Raw genomic sequence first — 16,734 nt, 5'->3', positions numbered from 1 at the left:
GCACGAGCCACCCGTTCTCCTCGCGTCCCCGAGAGAGGACGGCGTCCCCCGGTCAGTCGGCGAGTCGCCACCCGCCGACCGTCGACGAGAGGACGTCGCGGCGCTCCATCTCCAGCAGCACCTCCTCCATCCGACCCGGCTGGGCGATCTCCATCCCGATGCGGTCGACGTCGTGGTACTCGCTGAGCAGGTGACGGATCTCGTCCTGGGTGTACGGCCCGTCGCCGTCGCGGTCCATCACGCCCGAGACGAGGTCGGTCATGTCCTCGATGAAGTTCCACGGGTAGACGACCCAGGTCCACTCCTCCATGCGCTCGCCGATGAAGTCGGGTTCGAACTCGCTGGTCTGGAGCAACTGGAGCGTCCCGGTGCGGACCTCGCCGGGGTTCCGTTCCCCGACGTACTCCTCGGCCCGGCGGATGGAGCCGCCGGTGTCGGCGATGTCGTCGATGATGAGGACGTTCTTGCCCTCGACGCTCCCCTCGGGCATCGGGTAGCGGACGGTCGGTTCGCCCGACTTCTGGGCGGCGCCGACGTAGTGTTCCATCTTCAGGCTCGCCAGGTCGTCCAGCCCCAGGAAGTCGCAGATGCACCGGCCCGCGAACCAGCCGCCGCGGGCCAGCGCGACGACTACCTCCGGCTCGAACTCCGCGCGTTTGACCTCCTCGCTCACCTCTCGGCAGAGGTCGTAGATGTAGTCCCAGTTGGTGATGGTGCAGTTGAAGTCGTCCGGGAGGTCGCTCATTTCCGTCCCCGAGTCCCCGGCGACCGACCATAAGGGTTTACAGCCGTCTCCGGAGCGGCCGACTCCCGGACGGTCGGAGGGGCAGCGACGCTCAGTACGTCCGGTAGCTCGCCGACCCGACCTCGACCCGGACGAGCGTGTTCTCGTCCTCCCAGGCGTCCTCGGGGACGCCGTACCGTCGGTTGATGCGGTGGTTCGCCTCGCGCGTCGCCGCCTCGTCGTCGACGACCGTCGCCGTCCCGAGGAGCGTCACCGTCCACTCCGGGATACCGCCGTCGGCCCGCTGGGCGGAGAGCGAGACGTGCGGGTTCTCGCGGAGGTTCTCCAGTTTTCTCCCCGTCGTGACGAGTTCGACGACGCCGTCGGCGTAGTGGAACCACAGCGGCGCGACGTGCGGTCGGCCGTCTGTGCAGGTCGCGAGATGTGCGGCGACGGGTTCGCCGGTGAGCAGTCGTTCGGCCTCGGGTGGGACGGCGTCGCTCATACGGGCGTGAAGGAGTCGAGCCGACAAAACGCTCGCCCCGGACGGCCCGTCTGACGGAGGGCAGACGAGTGGCGGACGCGCGAACGCCGAGTCTACACGTGTAGACGTGAACGACAAGTCGGTTCCTCCGTGGATGACTACCATGCAACCTGATACCAACGAACAGAATGCTGGTCGGGCCGACCCTGGACGCTCGTGGCTGTACTGCGAGAACTGCGACTGGGCCCGGACCGTCCGGTCGGCGACGTCGGCCTCCGCGTTCGCGCTGGCCGAGGAGGACGCCCGGACCCACGCGGCGCTGACGACGTACGACGACGACCCGCACTGCGTCCACGCCATCAACCCCGATACGGGCGATATCGTCGTCCACGACTGACACAGACGTCGACGCGAACCGCTCCGCGGAGACACGACCCTCCCGTCACCTTCCTCGATCACCGTCCCCGTCGTCCTGCCCCGAGATTGAAACCGCCTCCCCGAGTTGGGGGTCGTATGGACACACGACGCGCGCTCCTCGTGGACGCGTTCACCGAGGACCCGCTGACGGGCAACGTCGCCGGACTCGTCCCGGACGCCGAGGGACTGGACGAGGCACAGATGCAGGCGGTCGCCCGCGAACTCGACGCCAGCGAGACGGCCTTCCTCACCGAGAGCGACGAGGCCGACCGGGGGATTCGCTACTTCACGCCCGAGACGGAGGTGAGCCTCTGTGGCCACGCGACCATCGCCAGCCACGCCTTCCTCCACGAGGACGGGCGGGTCGACGTCGGGACGCACTCGCTGGCGACGAACGCCGGCGTCATCGACGTCGAGGTGGAAGCGGACGAGACGGTGTGGATGACGCAGGCGCCCCCGGAGACCCACGAGGTGGACGTGAGCCACGAGGAGGTGGCGGCGGCCATCGGCGTCGACCTGGAGGCGCTGACGGACCTCGAGTCCGACCTGCCGCTCGGGTGGGCGTCGACGGGGCTGGCGTTCCTCTGCGTGCCGGTCACCTACCTCGACGCGCTCGGGGAGGCCGACCCGGACATGGCGGCCGTCGAGTCGCTCTGCGAGACGGTCGACGCGACGGGCGTCTACGCGTTCACGTTCGACACCATCGACCCGCACGCGACGCTCCACGCCCGGATGTTCGCGCCGGGCGCGGGCGTCCCCGAGGACCCGGTGACGGGGACGGCGAGCGGTGCGGTGACGGCGTACCTCCGGGAACACGAGGCGCTGGACGACTTCGCCGACCTCGCGTTCGAACAGGGCCACTTCGTCGACCGACCGGGACGGGTGCGCGTGCAGGCCGACGAGGAGATTCGTGTCGGCGGTCGGGCGACGATTTCTCTCGACGGTGAACTGACGATTCCCGACCCCGAGGACGAGGACATCGTCGTCGCCTAATCCCGGCCGCACCCCGTCGAAACTACGCGATTTCGTACTTGCGTGAACTGTCGTCGTATCGGGAGTAGCGGCCCGCTACCACGGCGTTACGGTGTCGAAAACGGTTGGGAGCTTCGGAAGGTTCTTTAGCGAATCGGTTGACGACCCGGATACGCAATGGCTGTACTCTGGCTCGACGAGGTGGGGTCCGACGACCTCGCTGCCGTCGGTGGGAAAGGCGCGTCGCTCGGCGAGTTGACGGGCGCGGGCCTGCCCGTCCCCCCGGGATTCGTGGTGACGGCGGGTACGTATCGGTCGTTCATCGAGGAGACCGGTATCGACGAGGAACTGTTCGCGGCCGTCGACGTCGACTCGGACGACTCGAAGGCACTGGCCGAAGCATCGAAGCGGGCCGAGGAGCTCATCCTGGGGACGGAGATCCCCGAGGACATCCGCGAGGGTATCCTCGCGGCGTACGACGACCTCGGTGACGGCGAGGCGTTCGTCGCGGTCCGGTCCTCGGCGACGGCCGAGGACCTGCCCGACGCGAGTTTCGCCGGGCAGCAGGAGACGTTCCTCAACATCACCCGCGAGGACCTCGTCCAGCGGGTCAAGGAGTGCTGGGCGTCGCTGTTCACCCAGCGGGCCATCTACTACCGCGAGGAGCAGGGGTTCGACCACGACATCGTCGACATCGCCGTCGTCGTCCAGCGGATGGTCGACGCCGAGAAGTCCGGCGTCATGTTCACCTCACACCCCTCGACCGGTAACCCGGAGATCATCATCGAGGCGGCGTGGGGACTTGGCGAGGCCGTCGTCAGCGGCTCCGTCTCGCCGGACAACTACGTCGTCGACCGCGAGACGGCCGCCATCGACGAGGTCACCATCGCCGACAAGAAGACCATGATGGAGAAGGACCCCGAGACGGGCGAGACCATCGAGCGAGCGGTCGCCGAGGAGAAACGCAACGAGCAGGTGCTCTCGGGGAGCGAGATAGAGCGCCTGGTCGAACTCGGTCGGCAGGTCGAGGACCACTACGGGACGCCCCAGGACGTCGAGTGGGCCATCTTCGAGGGCGAGGTGTACATGCTCCAATCACGGCCCATCACGACCATCTCCGAGTCGTCCGGGTCGCAGGCCGCCAGCGCCACGGACGGCAGCGGCGTGCAGGAGGCGCAGCCGAAGAACGACAACGAGGTGCTGATGAAGGGCCTCGGCGCGAGTCCCGGCATCGCCTCCGGTCCGGTCCGCATCGTCGGGAAACTCGACGAACTCGACAAGGTCGGCGAGGGCGACATCATCGTCACCGAGATGACGACGCCCGACATGGTGCCCGCGATGAAGCGCGCGGCGGGCATCATCACCGACGAAGGGGGCATGACCTCCCACGCCGCCATCGTCTCGCGGGAACTCGGCGTCCCGGCCGTCGTCGGGACGGGGAGCGCCTCCCGCGAACTGGAGGACGGTCAGGTCGTCACGCTCGACGGCGACAAGGGCACCATCCGCGAGGGCGAGGTCGCCTCCCAGGAGGAGGAGACCGACCCGCTCGACGACGTGCGCCCGCAGAACCCCGTCAAGCCGATGACGGCGACGGAGGTGAAGGTGAACGTCTCGATTCCCGAGGCCGCCCACCGCGCCGCCGTGACGGGCGCGGACGGCGTCGGGCTGCTCCGCGTCGAGCACATGATCCTCTCGACGAACATGACGCCCGAGCGGTACATCCGCGACCACGGCGCGGACGAGTACATCGAGGAGATCGTCGACGGCATCCAGACGGTCGCCGACGAGTTCTACCCGCGGCCGGTCCGCGTGCGAACGCTCGACGCGCCGACCGACGAGTTCCGCCAGCTGCAGGGCGGCGAGGACGAACCGAAGGAGCACAACCCGATGCTGGGCTACCGCGGCATCCGCCGCTCGCTCGACACGCCGGACGTGTTCGCCCACGAACTGGAGGCGTTCCGCCGCCTGTTCGACATGGGCTACGACAACGTCGAGATCATGTTCCCGCTCGTCAACGACGCGGAGGACGTGCTGCAGGCCCGCAACCTGCTCGAAGAGGCGGGCGTCGACCCCGAGAAGCGCTCGTGGGGTGTGATGATAGAGACGCCGGCCAGCGCCCTCTGCGTCGAGGAGATGGCAGAGGCGGGCATCGACTTCGCCTCGTTCGGGACGAACGACCTCACCCAGTACACGCTGGCCGTCGACCGGAACAACGGCAACGTCGCCGACCGGTTCGACGAACTCCACCCCGGCGTGCTCAAACTCATCGGCGAGACCATCGAGACGTGCCGCGAACACGGCGTCAACACGAGCATCTGTGGGCAGGCCGGGTCGAAGCCGAAGATGATTCGCTACCTCGTCAACGAGGGCGTCTCCTCCATCTCGGCCAACATCGACGCCGTCCGCGACGTGCAACACGAGGTCAAGCGCGTCGAACAGCAGTTGCTGCTCGACTCCGTCAGGTAACTCGACTCAGCCCGGTTCGCCTCGGTTCGATTCGGTTCGCCTCGGTTCGATTCGACGTTCTCGGCACTCACGCCCGTCGCGCTTCCCCCACCACTGTGAGCGACGCCGCCGGGGTCGTCGAATCGCACCGAACCCCTCCGTTTTTGCGCGCGCACCTCGCAGAACGGGGCATGCGTACTCGACAGGTGCAGCGTGCCCTCCCGGTCATCGCGGTGGCACTCCTGCTCCTCACCGCCGGGTGTTCGTTCGGTGGCGGTGACTCGACGCCGACGAACGGGACGGCGACGGACGGAGACACGGCGACGACGGCCGGACCGGCCACCACGACGACCGAGGCGGTCTCGCTGGCGGGCGTCGAGGACGGCCGCGTCGTCGACGCGGCGGCGCTGGCCGACGCTCACCGGCAGGCGCTCGCTGCCAGCAGTTTCGAGACGCGCCGCGTCCAGAACGCGAGCGTGGTGGTCTCGACGGGACCGAACACGTCGCAGGTCACGCGGACGACCAACCTCGTCCAGGTCGTCGCGGAGGAGGGGGCCCGCCCGTACCGGTTCCGCCAGTCCGACAGCGCGGTAGGGTTCGAACTCCAGGCGTGGGGGAACGACTCGACGCGCGTGTTCCGCGCCCTACAGGGTCAGGAGGTGGTCCGTGCACCTAGCGTCGGCGAACCGGACCCGGTCACCGGCGTCGTCTCGCGGAACACCGTCGCGGGGTACCTCCGGGCCGGGAACTTCACGGTCGCGGGCAGTGAGACGGTGAACGGGACGACGTTCGTCACGCTCGAAGCCGACGAACTGGCCGTCGAGAACGACTCGGACCTGTTCGTCGCCGGCTCCTCGAACTACCGGAACTACAGTTCGACCGTCGTCGTCGACGAGGACGGCGTCGTGCGGGCGCTGGACGTCTCGGCGACCTACGAACTGCGTGGGGAGCGCCACGACCTCTCGGTGTCGTTCGAGGTGCTGCGACTCGGGACCGTGACCGTCGAGCAACCGGAGTGGGCGCGGCGGGCGCTCGCAGCGGCGACCGAGACGGACGACCCCGTCGGCACCGGAACGCCCGCCCCGACGGGGACGCCGGCGTGACGGGCCGGCACCGCGACGGGTGCGTCACGATTCGGCACCGGTGTGTGACGGTCCGACAACGCAACGGATAAACGAACGTATCCGGTAAGAACGGCTATGCAGCGGCCGGAACCGCAGGAGTTCGCGAGAGTGCTGTCGTCGATGTGCACCGAACCGCATCCAGCGGCGCGTGCGGCGGCCGAGCGCTTCCTCGCGACCAACCCCGGCGACCCCGGCACGTACGAGGCCGTCGCGGACCTCGAACGCGAGGCCGTCGCCCTGCTCGGCGAGATTACGCGCCTGTCGGACCCGGCCGGCTACGTCACCTCCGGCGGGACGGAGGCGAACGTCCAGGCGGTCCGCATCGCCCGGAACCGCAGGCGCGACGACGTCGACCGGCCGAACGTCGTCGTCCCCGACCACGCCCACTTCTCGTTCACCAAGGCGGCGGACCTGCTGAGCGTCGACCTCCGGCGAGCACCGCTCGACGACGACTATCGCGCCGACACCGACGCGATGGCCGCGCTCGTCGACGAGGACACCGTCGGCGTCGTCGGCGTCGCCGGGTCGACCGAGTACGGTCGCGTCGACCCCATCCCCGCCCTCGCCGACCTCGCGGCCGACGCGGACGCCCTGTTCCACGTCGACGCCGCGTGGGGCGGGTTCGCGCTCCCGTTCACCGACCACGAGTGGGACTTCGCGGACGCGGCCGTGGACACGATGACCGTCGACCCGCACAAACTCGGGCAGGCCGTGGTCCCCGCCGGCGGGTTGCTCGCCCGCTCGCCCGACCTGCTCGACACGCTGGCCGTCGACACCCCGTACCTCGAATCGACGGGACAGGTGACGCTCACCGGGACCCGTTCGGGAGCGGGCGTCGCCAGCGCCGTCGCGGCGATGGAGGAGCTGTGGCCGGACGGCTACCGCTCGGAGTACGACCGCGCCCAGTCGCTCGCCGACTGGTTCACCGCGGAACTCCGCGAGCGAGGGTACGACGTGGTCGACCCGCACCTCCCGCTGGTGGCCGTCGACCTCTCCCCGTCGACCATCGACGCCCTGCGCGAGGCGGGGTGGCGGCTGTCGAAGACGGGGAGCGGCGAGGCGCGCGTCGTCGTCATGCCACACGTCACGCGAGACGCGCTCTCGTCGGTCCTGTCGGACCTCGACCGCCTCGGGTAACACACGTAGCCGACTCGACCGCCCGCGGCTACTACTGTTTCTCACAAGGCTTACGGGCGAACGCCCGAAGACGCGACTGTGAACCTCGTGGCCCTGCTGACGACGATCTTCCAGGTACTCCAGAGCGGCCTGCTGGAGGCGCTCGAAGTCGCCGTCGAGACCGCGACCGGACCAGCAGGGCTCGTCATCATCGCCGTCTACTCGTTCCTCATCGCCATCGTCCTCCCGCTGCCGAGCGAGGTCGTCCTCGCCGCGCCGCTGAACCTCGGGCTCGGGGAGTGGGGGACCCTCGGCATCATCATGCTCGTCAGTGGCCTCGGGAAGGCCGCCGGGAGCGTCGTCGCGCTGAAGATCGGGAACGAGGCGAAGGAGTACGGTCCCATCACCCGCGCGCTCCAGCGCTCGCGGTTCGACGTGGTGGCGTGGTCCGAACGCCGGACCGTCGAGATCGCCCGCAAGTGGGGCTACGTCGGCCTCGCGCTGGCGCTCTGCGTCCCGTTCTTCCCGGACACGCTCTCCATCTACGCGTTCACCGTCCTCGAAGAGGACTACCCGAAGTTCGCCGTCGCCACGTTCGTCGGGAGCGTCGGCCGACTGCTCGTCACGCTGGCGCTGATCGGCCTCGGTATCGACATCGCGGCGGAGAGCGGTGATCTCCTGCAGTAACCCACGATTGGTTGTACGGCCCGTGAGATGTCGCGCGTCGCCGATTCCCGCTCCCGGAGAATCGCCGAGAGGGGTATCCTGTCGTCAGTCCTATCCGTAGCATGAACGTCCGACGTATAACTGGGCAGACTGTACTGGGTGGCGCGATTATCCTCCTCGGACTGCTCCTGCTGGCCGACACGACGGGGACGGTCGACACGAGCGACCTCCTCCTGTACACTCCCTCGCTGTTCGTGCTCGTCGGCGGCTACGCGCTCGTCCGAAGTCGGTTCCAGAACCTGTTCGGACCGGTTCTCGTCGTCGCCGTCGCGGCGACGGCGCAGGTCGTCGCCCTCGGCTGGGCCACCGGTGACGACCTCGTGGTGTTCTGGCCGCTGCTGGTGGTGCTGTTCGGCGTCTCGGTGCTCGCCGGCCGGATGCGCTCTCGCGTCGCCGAGTCCGACGGCGCGTACGTCGACGCGTTCGCCATGTTCGGGGGCGTCGAGCGCCGGGCGACCGGCGACGCGTTCACCGGCGCGAACCTGACCGCGCTGTTCGGCGGGACGGAACTCGACCTGCGGGACGCGACGCCGGTCGAACGGCCGGTTCGCGTCACCGCGACGGCGCTGTTCGGTGGCGTCGACGTCGTCGTCCCGCGCGACTGGCGCGTCGAGGTGGACGTGCTGCCCGTCTTCGGCGCGGCCGAGGACGACCGCCCGCGCCGCGCGGAGGAACACGACGAGGTCGACCTCGTCGTCACCGGCTTCGCCGCCTTCGGTGGCGTGAGCGTCAGCGACTGATTTTTGTAGGCCGACGCTGTAGCCTCGTCCATGCCTGCAGCACGGCTCCCGCGGACGCGTTCGATGCGGATGGAGCCGTCGCTGCGCCGGTGAATCGGCACCGCGGACCCTCATACGGTCGTCCGGTGTCGTGAACCCGTCGTCGCTGTTCTGCACCGAGAGCCGACCGCTTCGCACATCGCCCAGAACGATGGCACTCACGACACACCAACCACCGAAATCGGCGGGCTTTAGGCCCGCGCACGAGGCATCGCACGTATGAGCCACGACGCATTCCCGACGGAGGAGACGGCCGTCGTCACCTGCGGGCTGCCGTACGCCAACGGCGACCTCCACATCGGTCACCTCCGAGGTAACATCGGCGCGGACGTCTACGCCCGCGCGCTCCGACGACTCGGCCAGCAGACGGCGTACGTCTGCGGGTCGGACATGCACGGCACGCCCATCGCGGTCAACGCCGAGCAGGAGGGCGTCGACCCCGAGGCGTTCGCCCTGCGCTACCACGAGCAGTACGAGGAGACGTTCGACGGGTTCAACGTCGACTTCCAGAACTACGGCCACACCCGCGAACCGTCGAACGTCGAACTCACGCAGGAGATCGTCCGGACGCTCGACGACCGCGGCTACGTCTACGAGAAGGAGATTCTCGTCGCGTGGGACCCCATCGAGGAGCAACCGCTGCCCGACCGCTACGTCGAGGGGACCTGCCCGTACTGCGGGGAGAAGGCCCGCGGCGACGAGTGCGACGAGGGGTGTGGTCGCCACCTCGAACCCGGCGAGGTCGAAGACCCCGTCTCGACGGTCACCGGTAACCCCGCGGAGTACCGCGAACGCACCCACAAGTTCTTCGAACTGTCGGCGTTCCAGGAGTACCTCCAGGGGTTCATCGACCGCCTCGAAGGCACCTCGAACGCCCGCAACCAGCCCCGCGAGTGGATAGAGGGCGAGTTACAGGACTGGTGTATCACCCGCGACCTCGACTGGGGCATCGACTACCCGGAGGAGGGAACCGACCTCGTGCTGTACGTCTGGGTCGACGCGCCAATCGAGTACATCGCCTCGACGAAGGAGTACTCGGAGCGGGTCGGCCGCGACACGTACGACTGGGAGCAGGTGTGGAAGGAGTCGGGCGAGATCGTCCACGTCATCGGCCCGGACATCATCCAGCACCACACCGTCTTCTGGCCCGCGATGCTCCACGGCGCGGACTACGTCGAACCGCGCGCCGTCATGGCAAGCGGGTTCGTCACGCTCGGCGACAAGGGATTCTCCACGTCGCGCAACCGCGCCGTCTGGGCGCAGGAGTACCTCGACGAGGGCCTCGACCCGGACGCGCTCCGGTACTACCTCGCCAGCCAGAGCGGGTTCCAGCAGGACCTCGACTTCTCGTGGGAGCGGTTCCAGGAGAAGGTCAACAGCGACCTCGTCGGCACCGTCGGCAACTTCGTCTACCGCTCGCTGCTGTTCGCCGAGCGCAACTACGAGGGCACCCCGGAGGTCGACGTGAGCGACGACGTTCGCCACCGCATCGAGTCGGCCATCGACGACTTCGCGGCGGGCGTCAACGACTACTCCGTCCGAAAGGTCGGCGACGCCGCCACGGACCTCGCGCGGTTCGGTAACGAGTACATCCAGCGCAACGAGCCCTGGAAGCTCACCGACGAGGACCCCGAGGAGGCCGCACAGGTCATCCGCGACTGCGTGCAGGTCGTCAAGGCCATCGCGGTCCTGTTCCAGCCGATCGCGCCCGGCGCGGCCGACCGCGTCTGGGCGCAGTTGAACGAAGAGGGCTCCGTGGCCGACGCGACGCTCGACGACGCGTTGCGCGCGCCGCCCGCGTCGTTCGGCGAACCGACGGAGCTGTTCGAGAAGATAGAGGACGACCGCGTCGAGGAACTCAACGAGAAGCTCGAATCGCGCGTCGAACCGGCCGAGGAGGAGGCGGCCGAGGGCCGCGACGAGACGGACGACACGGCCAACTCCGACGAGACGGTGGACGTCCACGAGGACGTCGAGTCGCTGACCGAGGAGCGCATCTCGTTCGACGACTTCCAGGCGCTCGACCTGCGCGTCGGTGAAATCGTCTCCGCCGAACCCGTCGAGGGCGCGGACAAACTGCTGAAGCTCTCGGTGGACATCGGCGTCGAGACGCGGCAGGTCGTCGCGGGACTCCGCCAGCTCCACGACGTCGACTCCCTGCCGGGGACGCGCGTCGTCCTCGTCGCCAACATGGAGCAGGCGGAACTGTTCGGCGTCGAGTCCAACGGGATGGTGCTGGCGGCGGGCGAGGAGGCGGACCTGCTGACCACCCACGGCGACTCGCCGCTCGGGACGAAGGTCCGGTAGACGGACCCGACGAGCGCCCCCGACCAGTCGGTCGGCCCTGCTCGGCAGACAACGCTTTTCGACGTGGGTTCCTACTACTGGGTATGAGCAGCGACGACGAGTGGCGCTTCGCTACCGACGAGGTGGGCGAGACGGCCACGCAGGACGACAGGCCCGACGAGCGCACCGACGAGCGCACCGTGGACGGTCACGCTGACGCCGACCGACGGCAGACCGGCGAGGGCGTCCTCGGGCGCAACGACGGCGAGTTCGCGGACCCGGAACCGCAGTCGGTCGCCGCGGAGAACGTCTTCTTCGTCGTGCTCGGGGCGATGACGATGGTCGGCATCATCGCGCTCCTGGTCGTCTGAGTGCGGCGCTCGGGGGAAGCGGTAATAGGCGACCGGCCGTAGGCTGAACTATGGACGTCCTCCAGCTCGGGGAGATATTCGGCCTCTCGGTCCCGGTGTTGCTGTTGCTCGCCGGGACCGGTCTCATCGTCGCGGAGGCCGCGCTCCCGGGTGCGCACTTCGTGGTGCTCGGCATCGCACTGCTCCTCGCCGGTCTGGTCGGCCTCGTTGTCGGGACGACGGCGTTCGGCCTGCTGGTGATGACGCTGACGCTGATGATAGCGGGCGCGGCGACGTTCTTCGCGTTCCGCGAGTTCGACGTGTACGGGAGCGGCGGCAGCGGTCGGACCCGCGACTCCGACTCGCTGAAGGGGACGACGGGTCGGGTCACCGAACGCGTCACGAAGACGGACGGCGAGGTGAAACTCGACGCGGGCGGCTTCAACCCGTACTACCGCGCTCGGGCGATGGACAGCGACATCCCGGTCGGCACCGAGGTGATGGTCGTCGACCCCGGCGGTGGCAACGTCATCACCGTCGAACCGGTCGAGTCCATCGGCGAGGACCCCATCGACCGCGAACTGCGTCGCGACCGGGAACGCAAGTCGAGTGGCGGTGACCACTCGTCGGACCGCAGCGGAGAGGACCGCGACCGGGACGGCGAGCGCGAGATGGCCTGACGGCGACCGACCTGACTGCGATGCGACGTGACAGTGCGAACGTTTTTGGTAGCGCTCACCAAAGTTCGAGTTATGTCCCCCGTAGTGCCGCTACAAGGCGCGAGTGTGGTGCTCACCTTCGTCGGACTCGTGGTGTTGCTCATCGCCATCGCGGCGGTGTACAGCGCCATCGAGATCGTGCAGGCGTACGAGAAGCGCGCCTACACGCGATTCGGCGAGTTCCAGACCCTCCTCGAACCGGGTATCAACTTCGTCTGGCCGTTCGTCTCCCGGACGTACGCGTTCGACATGCGGACCCAGACGCTCGACGTGCCCCGACAGGAGGCCATCACGCGCGACAACTCGCCCGTCACCGCCGACGCCGTCGTCTACATCAAGGTGATGGACGCGAAGAAGGCGTTCCTCGAGGTCGACGACTACAAGCGCGCCGTCTCCAATCTCGCCCAGACCACCCTCCGTGCCGTGCTGGGCGACATGGAACTCGACGACACGCTGAACAAGCGCCAGGAGATCAACGCCCGCATCCGGAAGGAACTCGACGAACCCACCGACGAGTGGGGTGTCCGCGTCGAGTCCGTCGAGGTCCGGGAGGTCAACCCGAGCGCCGACGTCCAGCAGGCGATGGAACAGCAGACCTCCGCCGAGCGTCGTCGCCGTGCGATGATCCTCGAAGCGCAGGGTGAACGTCGCAGCGCCGTCGAGTCCGCGGAGGGTGAGAAGCAGTCGAACATCATCCGCGCGCAGGGTGAGAAGCAGAGCCAGATCCTCGAAGCGCAGGGTGACGCCATCTCGACCGTCCTCCGCGCGAAGTCCGCCGAATCGATGGGCGAACGCGCCATCATCGAGAAGGGGATGGAGACGCTCTCGGACATCGGGACCAGCGAGTCCACGACGTTCGTCCTCCCGCAGGAACTCACGTCGCTCGTCGGACGCTACGGCAAGCACCTCTCGGGCAGCGACGTGGCGACGGCGACGAACGGCAGCGCTCTCGACAGCCTCGACTTCGACAGCGAGACCCGCGAGATGCTCGGTCTCGACGACATCGAGGAGATTCTCGGGCAGATCGACGACGCCGCCGAGATGGACGTCGAGCAGATGGAACAGGAGGCCCAGGCCATCAAGTCCGGCGCCGACACCGCCGACATCAAGGACTCCAACGAGGTCATCGACGAGATGGATGCGGAGATGGGTGGACCGGAGATGGACACGCCGGACGACGACACCGGGGCTAACACCGCTGGTACCGACGCTGCCTCGACCGAGTCCGGTTCGTCCGGCGGCTCGGAATCGAAAGACACAGAGCGCGAACCCGAACCCGAGTCGGAGTAGTTTCGGGTCGAAGCGGTTTTACTCTCGTCTCCACAACGTACAGGCGTGACTGGCGAGTCGGGTAGTGGCGTCGACGAGGAGAAACGCGCCACCCTCAGACGATTCGCGGCGCTCGGAGCGGCCGGGCCGCTCGCTCGCCTCTCGGACGCCACCGGCAACGAGAGCCCCGCCCGCGACGCCATCGCGGGCTACCTCTCGACGACGCCCGGCGCACACTTCTCGAAGATACGAGACGACCTCTCGCTCGGCACCGGCGAGACCCAGCACCACCTGCGACGGCTGGTCGACGCCGGTGCCGTCGAGTCGTTCAAGGACGGCGAGTACCGCCGCTACGTCCCGGCGAACCGCTTCTCGACGTTCGAGAAGCGGGCGCTGGGCTACCTCCGCCGGGAGACGCCCCGCGGGATGCTCGTCGCCCTCCTGCGCGACCCGGACGCGACGGGCAGCGACCTCGCCGCGGCGCTCGACGTCTCGCGACCGACGGTGAGCAAGTACGCGAAGAAACTCGACACGGCGGGTCTGCTGAGTCGGGAGGACGGCTACGCGGTCGAACGACCCGAAATCGTCCTCACGCTACTCGTGCGCTACGCGGACTCGTTCGGCGACGACGCGACCCGACTCGCCGACGACGCGGCGTCGCTGTTCACCTACGACCCGTAGTCGTAGCCAGAGCGCGCCTCGAACGGATGGGTTTCGGACGGGGCATTCTCGACGCTGTGGACCGGTCCTCTCGCGGGTTACGCGGTGACCTTCCACGTCGTCCCGGAGGAGTAGCCCCACTTCTCGATGGAGAGCGCGCTGGCCTCGCGGACGGCGCGCATGTTCGCGCCGACCTCCTTCGCGCTCATCCCGAGTTCGTCGCCGATGAGTCGCGACTTGAAGTACGTCTGTGTGGTCGCGTTCTCCTCGAGGAAGCTCGCGATGCGCCGCTGTTTCTCGCTCATCGTGGTGGTCGGCTCCGCGCTCGCACTCATACTCGACCGGATGGACTATCGCGGTAAAGGGGGTTTGGTACGGTGGGTTAACGCCGCGCAGTCACGCGATTTCCGACCGATTCTCGGCGGTAACGACCCCCCTCACCCTCCGGGATGGTACGGGACGGAAATCCTACAGGTGGAGTGACGCTGTCCTCGAACTGGTCGTCGAGCCGATAGGATAGGCTCTCCTTTCACGACCGGTTTCCGCTCGCGGCGACGACGCCGCTGTCCCTGCCGACCGCGACGGCGTCCCACGACGTATCCGTGCCGGCTCTCGAACAGCCGAGGCGCGACCGTCCCCCGGTCGCGTTAGTCGATGATCTCGCCGACGGCGAAGTTCGACTTCACTTCGGTCACTTCGATCTTCACCCGTTCGCCGACCTCCGCGTCGGGGACGATGATGACGTAGCCCCGTTCGACACGGGCGATGCCGTCACCCTGTTTCCCCAGGTCCTCGACCTCGACGTACCGAATCTCGCCGCTCTCGACCGGTGGCTGGGGTTCGCCGGGTGCGGTCTCCGGTTGCGACGTCGTCGACTCCGCCTCGCTCTCCTCGCCCGTCGCGATGAGCGCGACGCGGTAGGTCTGGCCCGACTCTATCGACCCGGTTTCGATCTCGCGGCGCGGTACCTCGACGAGATAGCGGTCGCCCTCCGAGGAGACGTCCGCACTAAACAGACACAGGAGTTTCTCTGAGATTTCCATAGACCTTCGGGGAACACGTCACCGTGTGGGATTAAAGAGCTTACCACGGTGTCCCGTCGGGGCGTTTCGCCCCCTCGGAGTCGTGGACGACGACCTCGCCCGGTCCGGGGTCGGCGGGGTCGTACCCGTCGCGGACCGCGATTGCCTCCTCCAGTTCGCGGACGGCGCGCTCCTGCAGCGCCGCGGCCAGCTCCTCGGCCTCCGCCCGCGAGATGTCGCGGCCCAGTCCCTCGCACTCGTGGGCCCGGACCAATCCTTCGGAGTCGACTGCTTCGCCCATCGGCTGACTCGTGCCGGCCAGCGCGACGCTGAACGGGTAGGTTCGACAGATGAGCGGTCGGTCCTCGTGGACGGTGCACGCGCCGCGCCCGTCGTCGTCCTCGGCGTAGAAGGTGCAGTCACCGCAGGAGTCCGTCTGGAGCGCCCACTCGAACGTCTCACCCTCGGGGCCGTCCGCGCCCTCTTCCAGACCGAACGGCATCGGCCGGGCGATGTCCCGCCAGTCGTAGTCAGTATCGGTCGCGTCGTCGAGCGTCCGCACCTCGTCGGGGAACACGGTCGCGGTGTGGGGTTCTCGCTCGCCGTCGGCGTCGTAGCCCTTGCAGCACGCGCCACAGCGGGTGCACTCGAAGCCGATGGACTCGATTGCGTCCGCGAGGTCGCTCACCGAGAGGGCGCGCGCCCGGTCGAGTTCGGATTCGAGTGACTCCATGTCCCGGCGTCCGGGAGCGGCGGGGAAAAGCGCCGCGTTCGACCGGTCCGCAGCCGACAGTTCGGGTCGCGAGGCCCAGCATTCAGCAGGGTGTCGCCCGGTCGCCGTCGAACCGGAGGCGGCGCTCGACGGCCAGTTTCTCCAGGTGTGCCCGGACCGTCGCCTCCGCGAGCGGACGGACGTGCGAGACGTCCTTCTCGTAGGCGGCGTCGGTCACGTCGCTCACGCCCGTCGCGCCGTCCTCGACGGCAGCCAGCACCCGGCGCTCCCGGTCGAGTCGGTGGTCGAGGAGTCGAGCGAGCGTCGCTCGCGGGTCCTCGATAGCGGGGCCGTGACCGGGGAGCAGTTTCGCGGGGTGCCGGGCGCGGAGTCGGCGGAGCGACCCGAGGTACGCCCGGAGGTCGCCCTCGGGCGCACCGACGACGACGCTCCCCTCGGCGACGGCGAGGTCGCCGCTCACGAGGTGTTCGCCGTTCGAGCGCTGGAACGAGAACGCGACGTGTTCGGGGGCGTGGCCGGGCGTGTCGAGGACGGTCACGCTCCCGCTGCCCGTCTCGATGGTCGTCCCCTCGCGGAAGGTCCGGTCGGGGGGGACGCCGGTCGCGTCCTCGAACTGGCGTTCGCGTCCGGCGCGACACCAGACGGTCGCGTCGGCCGTCTCGGCGACCCATCGCACCGCCCCGACGTGGTCCGGGTGGTGGTGGGTGACGGCGACGTGTCCGACGTCGACGGCGGAGTCCAGCACGAGGGTCTCCAGGCCGTCGCCGCGCGTCGCCGGGTCGACGACGAGCGCGTCGTCGTCGTCGACGTGGTAGCAGTTCGTCGTGCCGTCGGGGGCGGCGGTCTCGACGGCGAGTTCGGCGATGCCGTAGCTACGGATAGTCACGACTCACCGTGCGACGGGACGG

18 protein-coding genes are annotated in these 16,734 nt (G+C 68.5%); 12 read left to right on the top strand and 6 right to left on the bottom strand.

The annotated features are described in order from the left end of the window. Nucleotides 1–52: 52 nt before the first annotated feature. The gene (locus MX571_RS00355) at nt 53–745 is read right to left on the bottom strand and encodes a phosphoribosyltransferase (protein ID WP_247413610.1); all 693 of its coding nucleotides are present in this window, start codon (nt 743–745) and stop codon (nt 53–55) included. Between the two features lie 91 nt (nt 746–836). Continuing rightward, nucleotides 837–1,229, bottom strand: coding sequence for a pyridoxamine 5'-phosphate oxidase family protein (locus tag MX571_RS00350; protein WP_247413609.1), 393 nt, complete (start codon nt 1,227–1,229; stop codon nt 837–839). Nucleotides 1,230–1,371: 142 nt separating this feature from the next. On the opposite strand from MX571_RS00350, the gene MX571_RS00345 reads away from it, so the two are divergent. The 12 genes from MX571_RS00345 to MX571_RS00290 all read left to right on the top strand — a co-directional run bounded on the left by MX571_RS00345 (nt 1,372) and on the right by MX571_RS00290 (nt 14,092). Beyond that, nucleotides 1,372–1,605 (top strand): hypothetical protein, encoded by a 234-nt coding sequence (locus MX571_RS00345; RefSeq protein ID WP_247413608.1) that lies wholly within the window; start codon nt 1,372–1,374, stop codon nt 1,603–1,605. A gap of 116 nt (nt 1,606–1,721) precedes the next feature. After that, on the top strand, nt 1,722–2,618 hold the full coding sequence (locus MX571_RS00340) for a PhzF family phenazine biosynthesis protein (RefSeq protein ID WP_247413607.1): 897 nt from the start codon (nt 1,722–1,724) through the stop codon (nt 2,616–2,618). Nucleotides 2,619–2,774: 156 nt separating this feature from the next. Further along, entirely contained in the window at nt 2,775–5,063 is a 2,289-nt protein-coding gene (gene ppsA / locus MX571_RS00335) for a phosphoenolpyruvate synthase (protein WP_247413606.1), read from the top strand. A gap of 170 nt (nt 5,064–5,233) precedes the next feature. After that, on the top strand, nt 5,234–6,145 hold the full coding sequence (locus MX571_RS00330) for a DUF7537 family lipoprotein (protein WP_247413605.1): 912 nt from the start codon (nt 5,234–5,236) through the stop codon (nt 6,143–6,145). 96 nt (nt 6,146–6,241) lie between these two features. Next, nucleotides 6,242–7,303, top strand: a complete 1,062-nt coding sequence (gene mfnA, locus MX571_RS00325) for a tyrosine decarboxylase MfnA (RefSeq protein ID WP_247413604.1) — start codon at nt 6,242–6,244, stop codon at nt 7,301–7,303. An 87-nt stretch (nt 7,304–7,390) separates the two neighbouring features. Beyond that, nucleotides 7,391–7,969: a YqaA family protein gene (locus MX571_RS00320; RefSeq protein ID WP_247418398.1), complete on the top strand. Its 579-nt coding sequence runs from the start codon at nt 7,391–7,393 to the stop codon at nt 7,967–7,969. Nucleotides 7,970–8,070: 101 nt separating this feature from the next. Continuing rightward, nucleotides 8,071–8,748 (top strand): LiaF transmembrane domain-containing protein, encoded by a 678-nt coding sequence (locus tag MX571_RS00315; protein WP_247413603.1) that lies wholly within the window; start codon nt 8,071–8,073, stop codon nt 8,746–8,748. Between the two features lie 258 nt (nt 8,749–9,006). Continuing rightward, complete coding sequence (metG, locus tag MX571_RS00310) at nt 9,007–11,094, top strand: methionine--tRNA ligase (RefSeq protein WP_247413602.1); 2,088 nt, start codon at nt 9,007–9,009, stop codon at nt 11,092–11,094. A gap of 83 nt (nt 11,095–11,177) precedes the next feature. Further along, nucleotides 11,178–11,444 carry a DUF7312 domain-containing protein gene (locus MX571_RS00305; RefSeq protein WP_247413601.1) on the top strand — a complete coding sequence of 89 codons (267 nt, stop codon included), beginning with the start codon at nt 11,178–11,180 and terminating at the stop codon, nt 11,442–11,444. A gap of 50 nt (nt 11,445–11,494) precedes the next feature. Then, nucleotides 11,495–12,103 carry an NfeD family protein gene (locus MX571_RS00300; RefSeq protein ID WP_247413600.1) on the top strand — a complete coding sequence of 203 codons (609 nt, stop codon included), beginning with the start codon at nt 11,495–11,497 and terminating at the stop codon, nt 12,101–12,103. A gap of 72 nt (nt 12,104–12,175) precedes the next feature. Then, nucleotides 12,176–13,432: an SPFH domain-containing protein gene (locus MX571_RS00295; protein ID WP_247413599.1), complete on the top strand. Its 1,257-nt coding sequence runs from the start codon at nt 12,176–12,178 to the stop codon at nt 13,430–13,432. Between the two features lie 45 nt (nt 13,433–13,477). Beyond that, on the top strand, nt 13,478–14,092 hold the full coding sequence (locus MX571_RS00290) for a winged helix-turn-helix transcriptional regulator (protein WP_247413598.1): 615 nt from the start codon (nt 13,478–13,480) through the stop codon (nt 14,090–14,092). 77 nt (nt 14,093–14,169) lie between these two features. On the opposite strand, the gene MX571_RS00285 is transcribed toward MX571_RS00290, so the two are convergent. The 4 genes from MX571_RS00285 to MX571_RS00270 all read right to left on the bottom strand — a co-directional run bounded on the left by MX571_RS00285 (nt 14,170) and on the right by MX571_RS00270 (nt 16,712). After that, on the bottom strand, nt 14,170–14,406 hold the full coding sequence (locus MX571_RS00285; RefSeq protein ID WP_247413597.1) for a DUF7123 family protein: 237 nt from the start codon (nt 14,404–14,406) through the stop codon (nt 14,170–14,172). 312 nt (nt 14,407–14,718) lie between these two features. After that, nucleotides 14,719–15,114, bottom strand: coding sequence for a TRAM domain-containing protein (locus MX571_RS00280; protein WP_247413596.1), 396 nt, complete (start codon nt 15,112–15,114; stop codon nt 14,719–14,721). A gap of 40 nt (nt 15,115–15,154) precedes the next feature. Then, nucleotides 15,155–15,826 (bottom strand): YkgJ family cysteine cluster protein, encoded by a 672-nt coding sequence (locus MX571_RS00275; protein WP_247413595.1) that lies wholly within the window; start codon nt 15,824–15,826, stop codon nt 15,155–15,157. 82 nt (nt 15,827–15,908) lie between these two features. Next, on the bottom strand, nt 15,909–16,712 hold the full coding sequence (locus tag MX571_RS00270) for an MBL fold metallo-hydrolase (RefSeq protein ID WP_379750588.1): 804 nt from the start codon (nt 16,710–16,712) through the stop codon (nt 15,909–15,911). Between the last annotated feature and the right edge of the window lie 22 nt (nt 16,713–16,734).

Origin of the sequence: Halomarina salina (genome assembly GCF_023074835.1) — an archaeon.
In the GTDB taxonomy this organism is placed as follows: Archaea; Halobacteriota; Halobacteria; order Halobacteriales; family Haloarculaceae; genus Halomarina; species Halomarina salina.
This window is presented reverse-complemented; position numbering and strand designations above follow the sequence as displayed.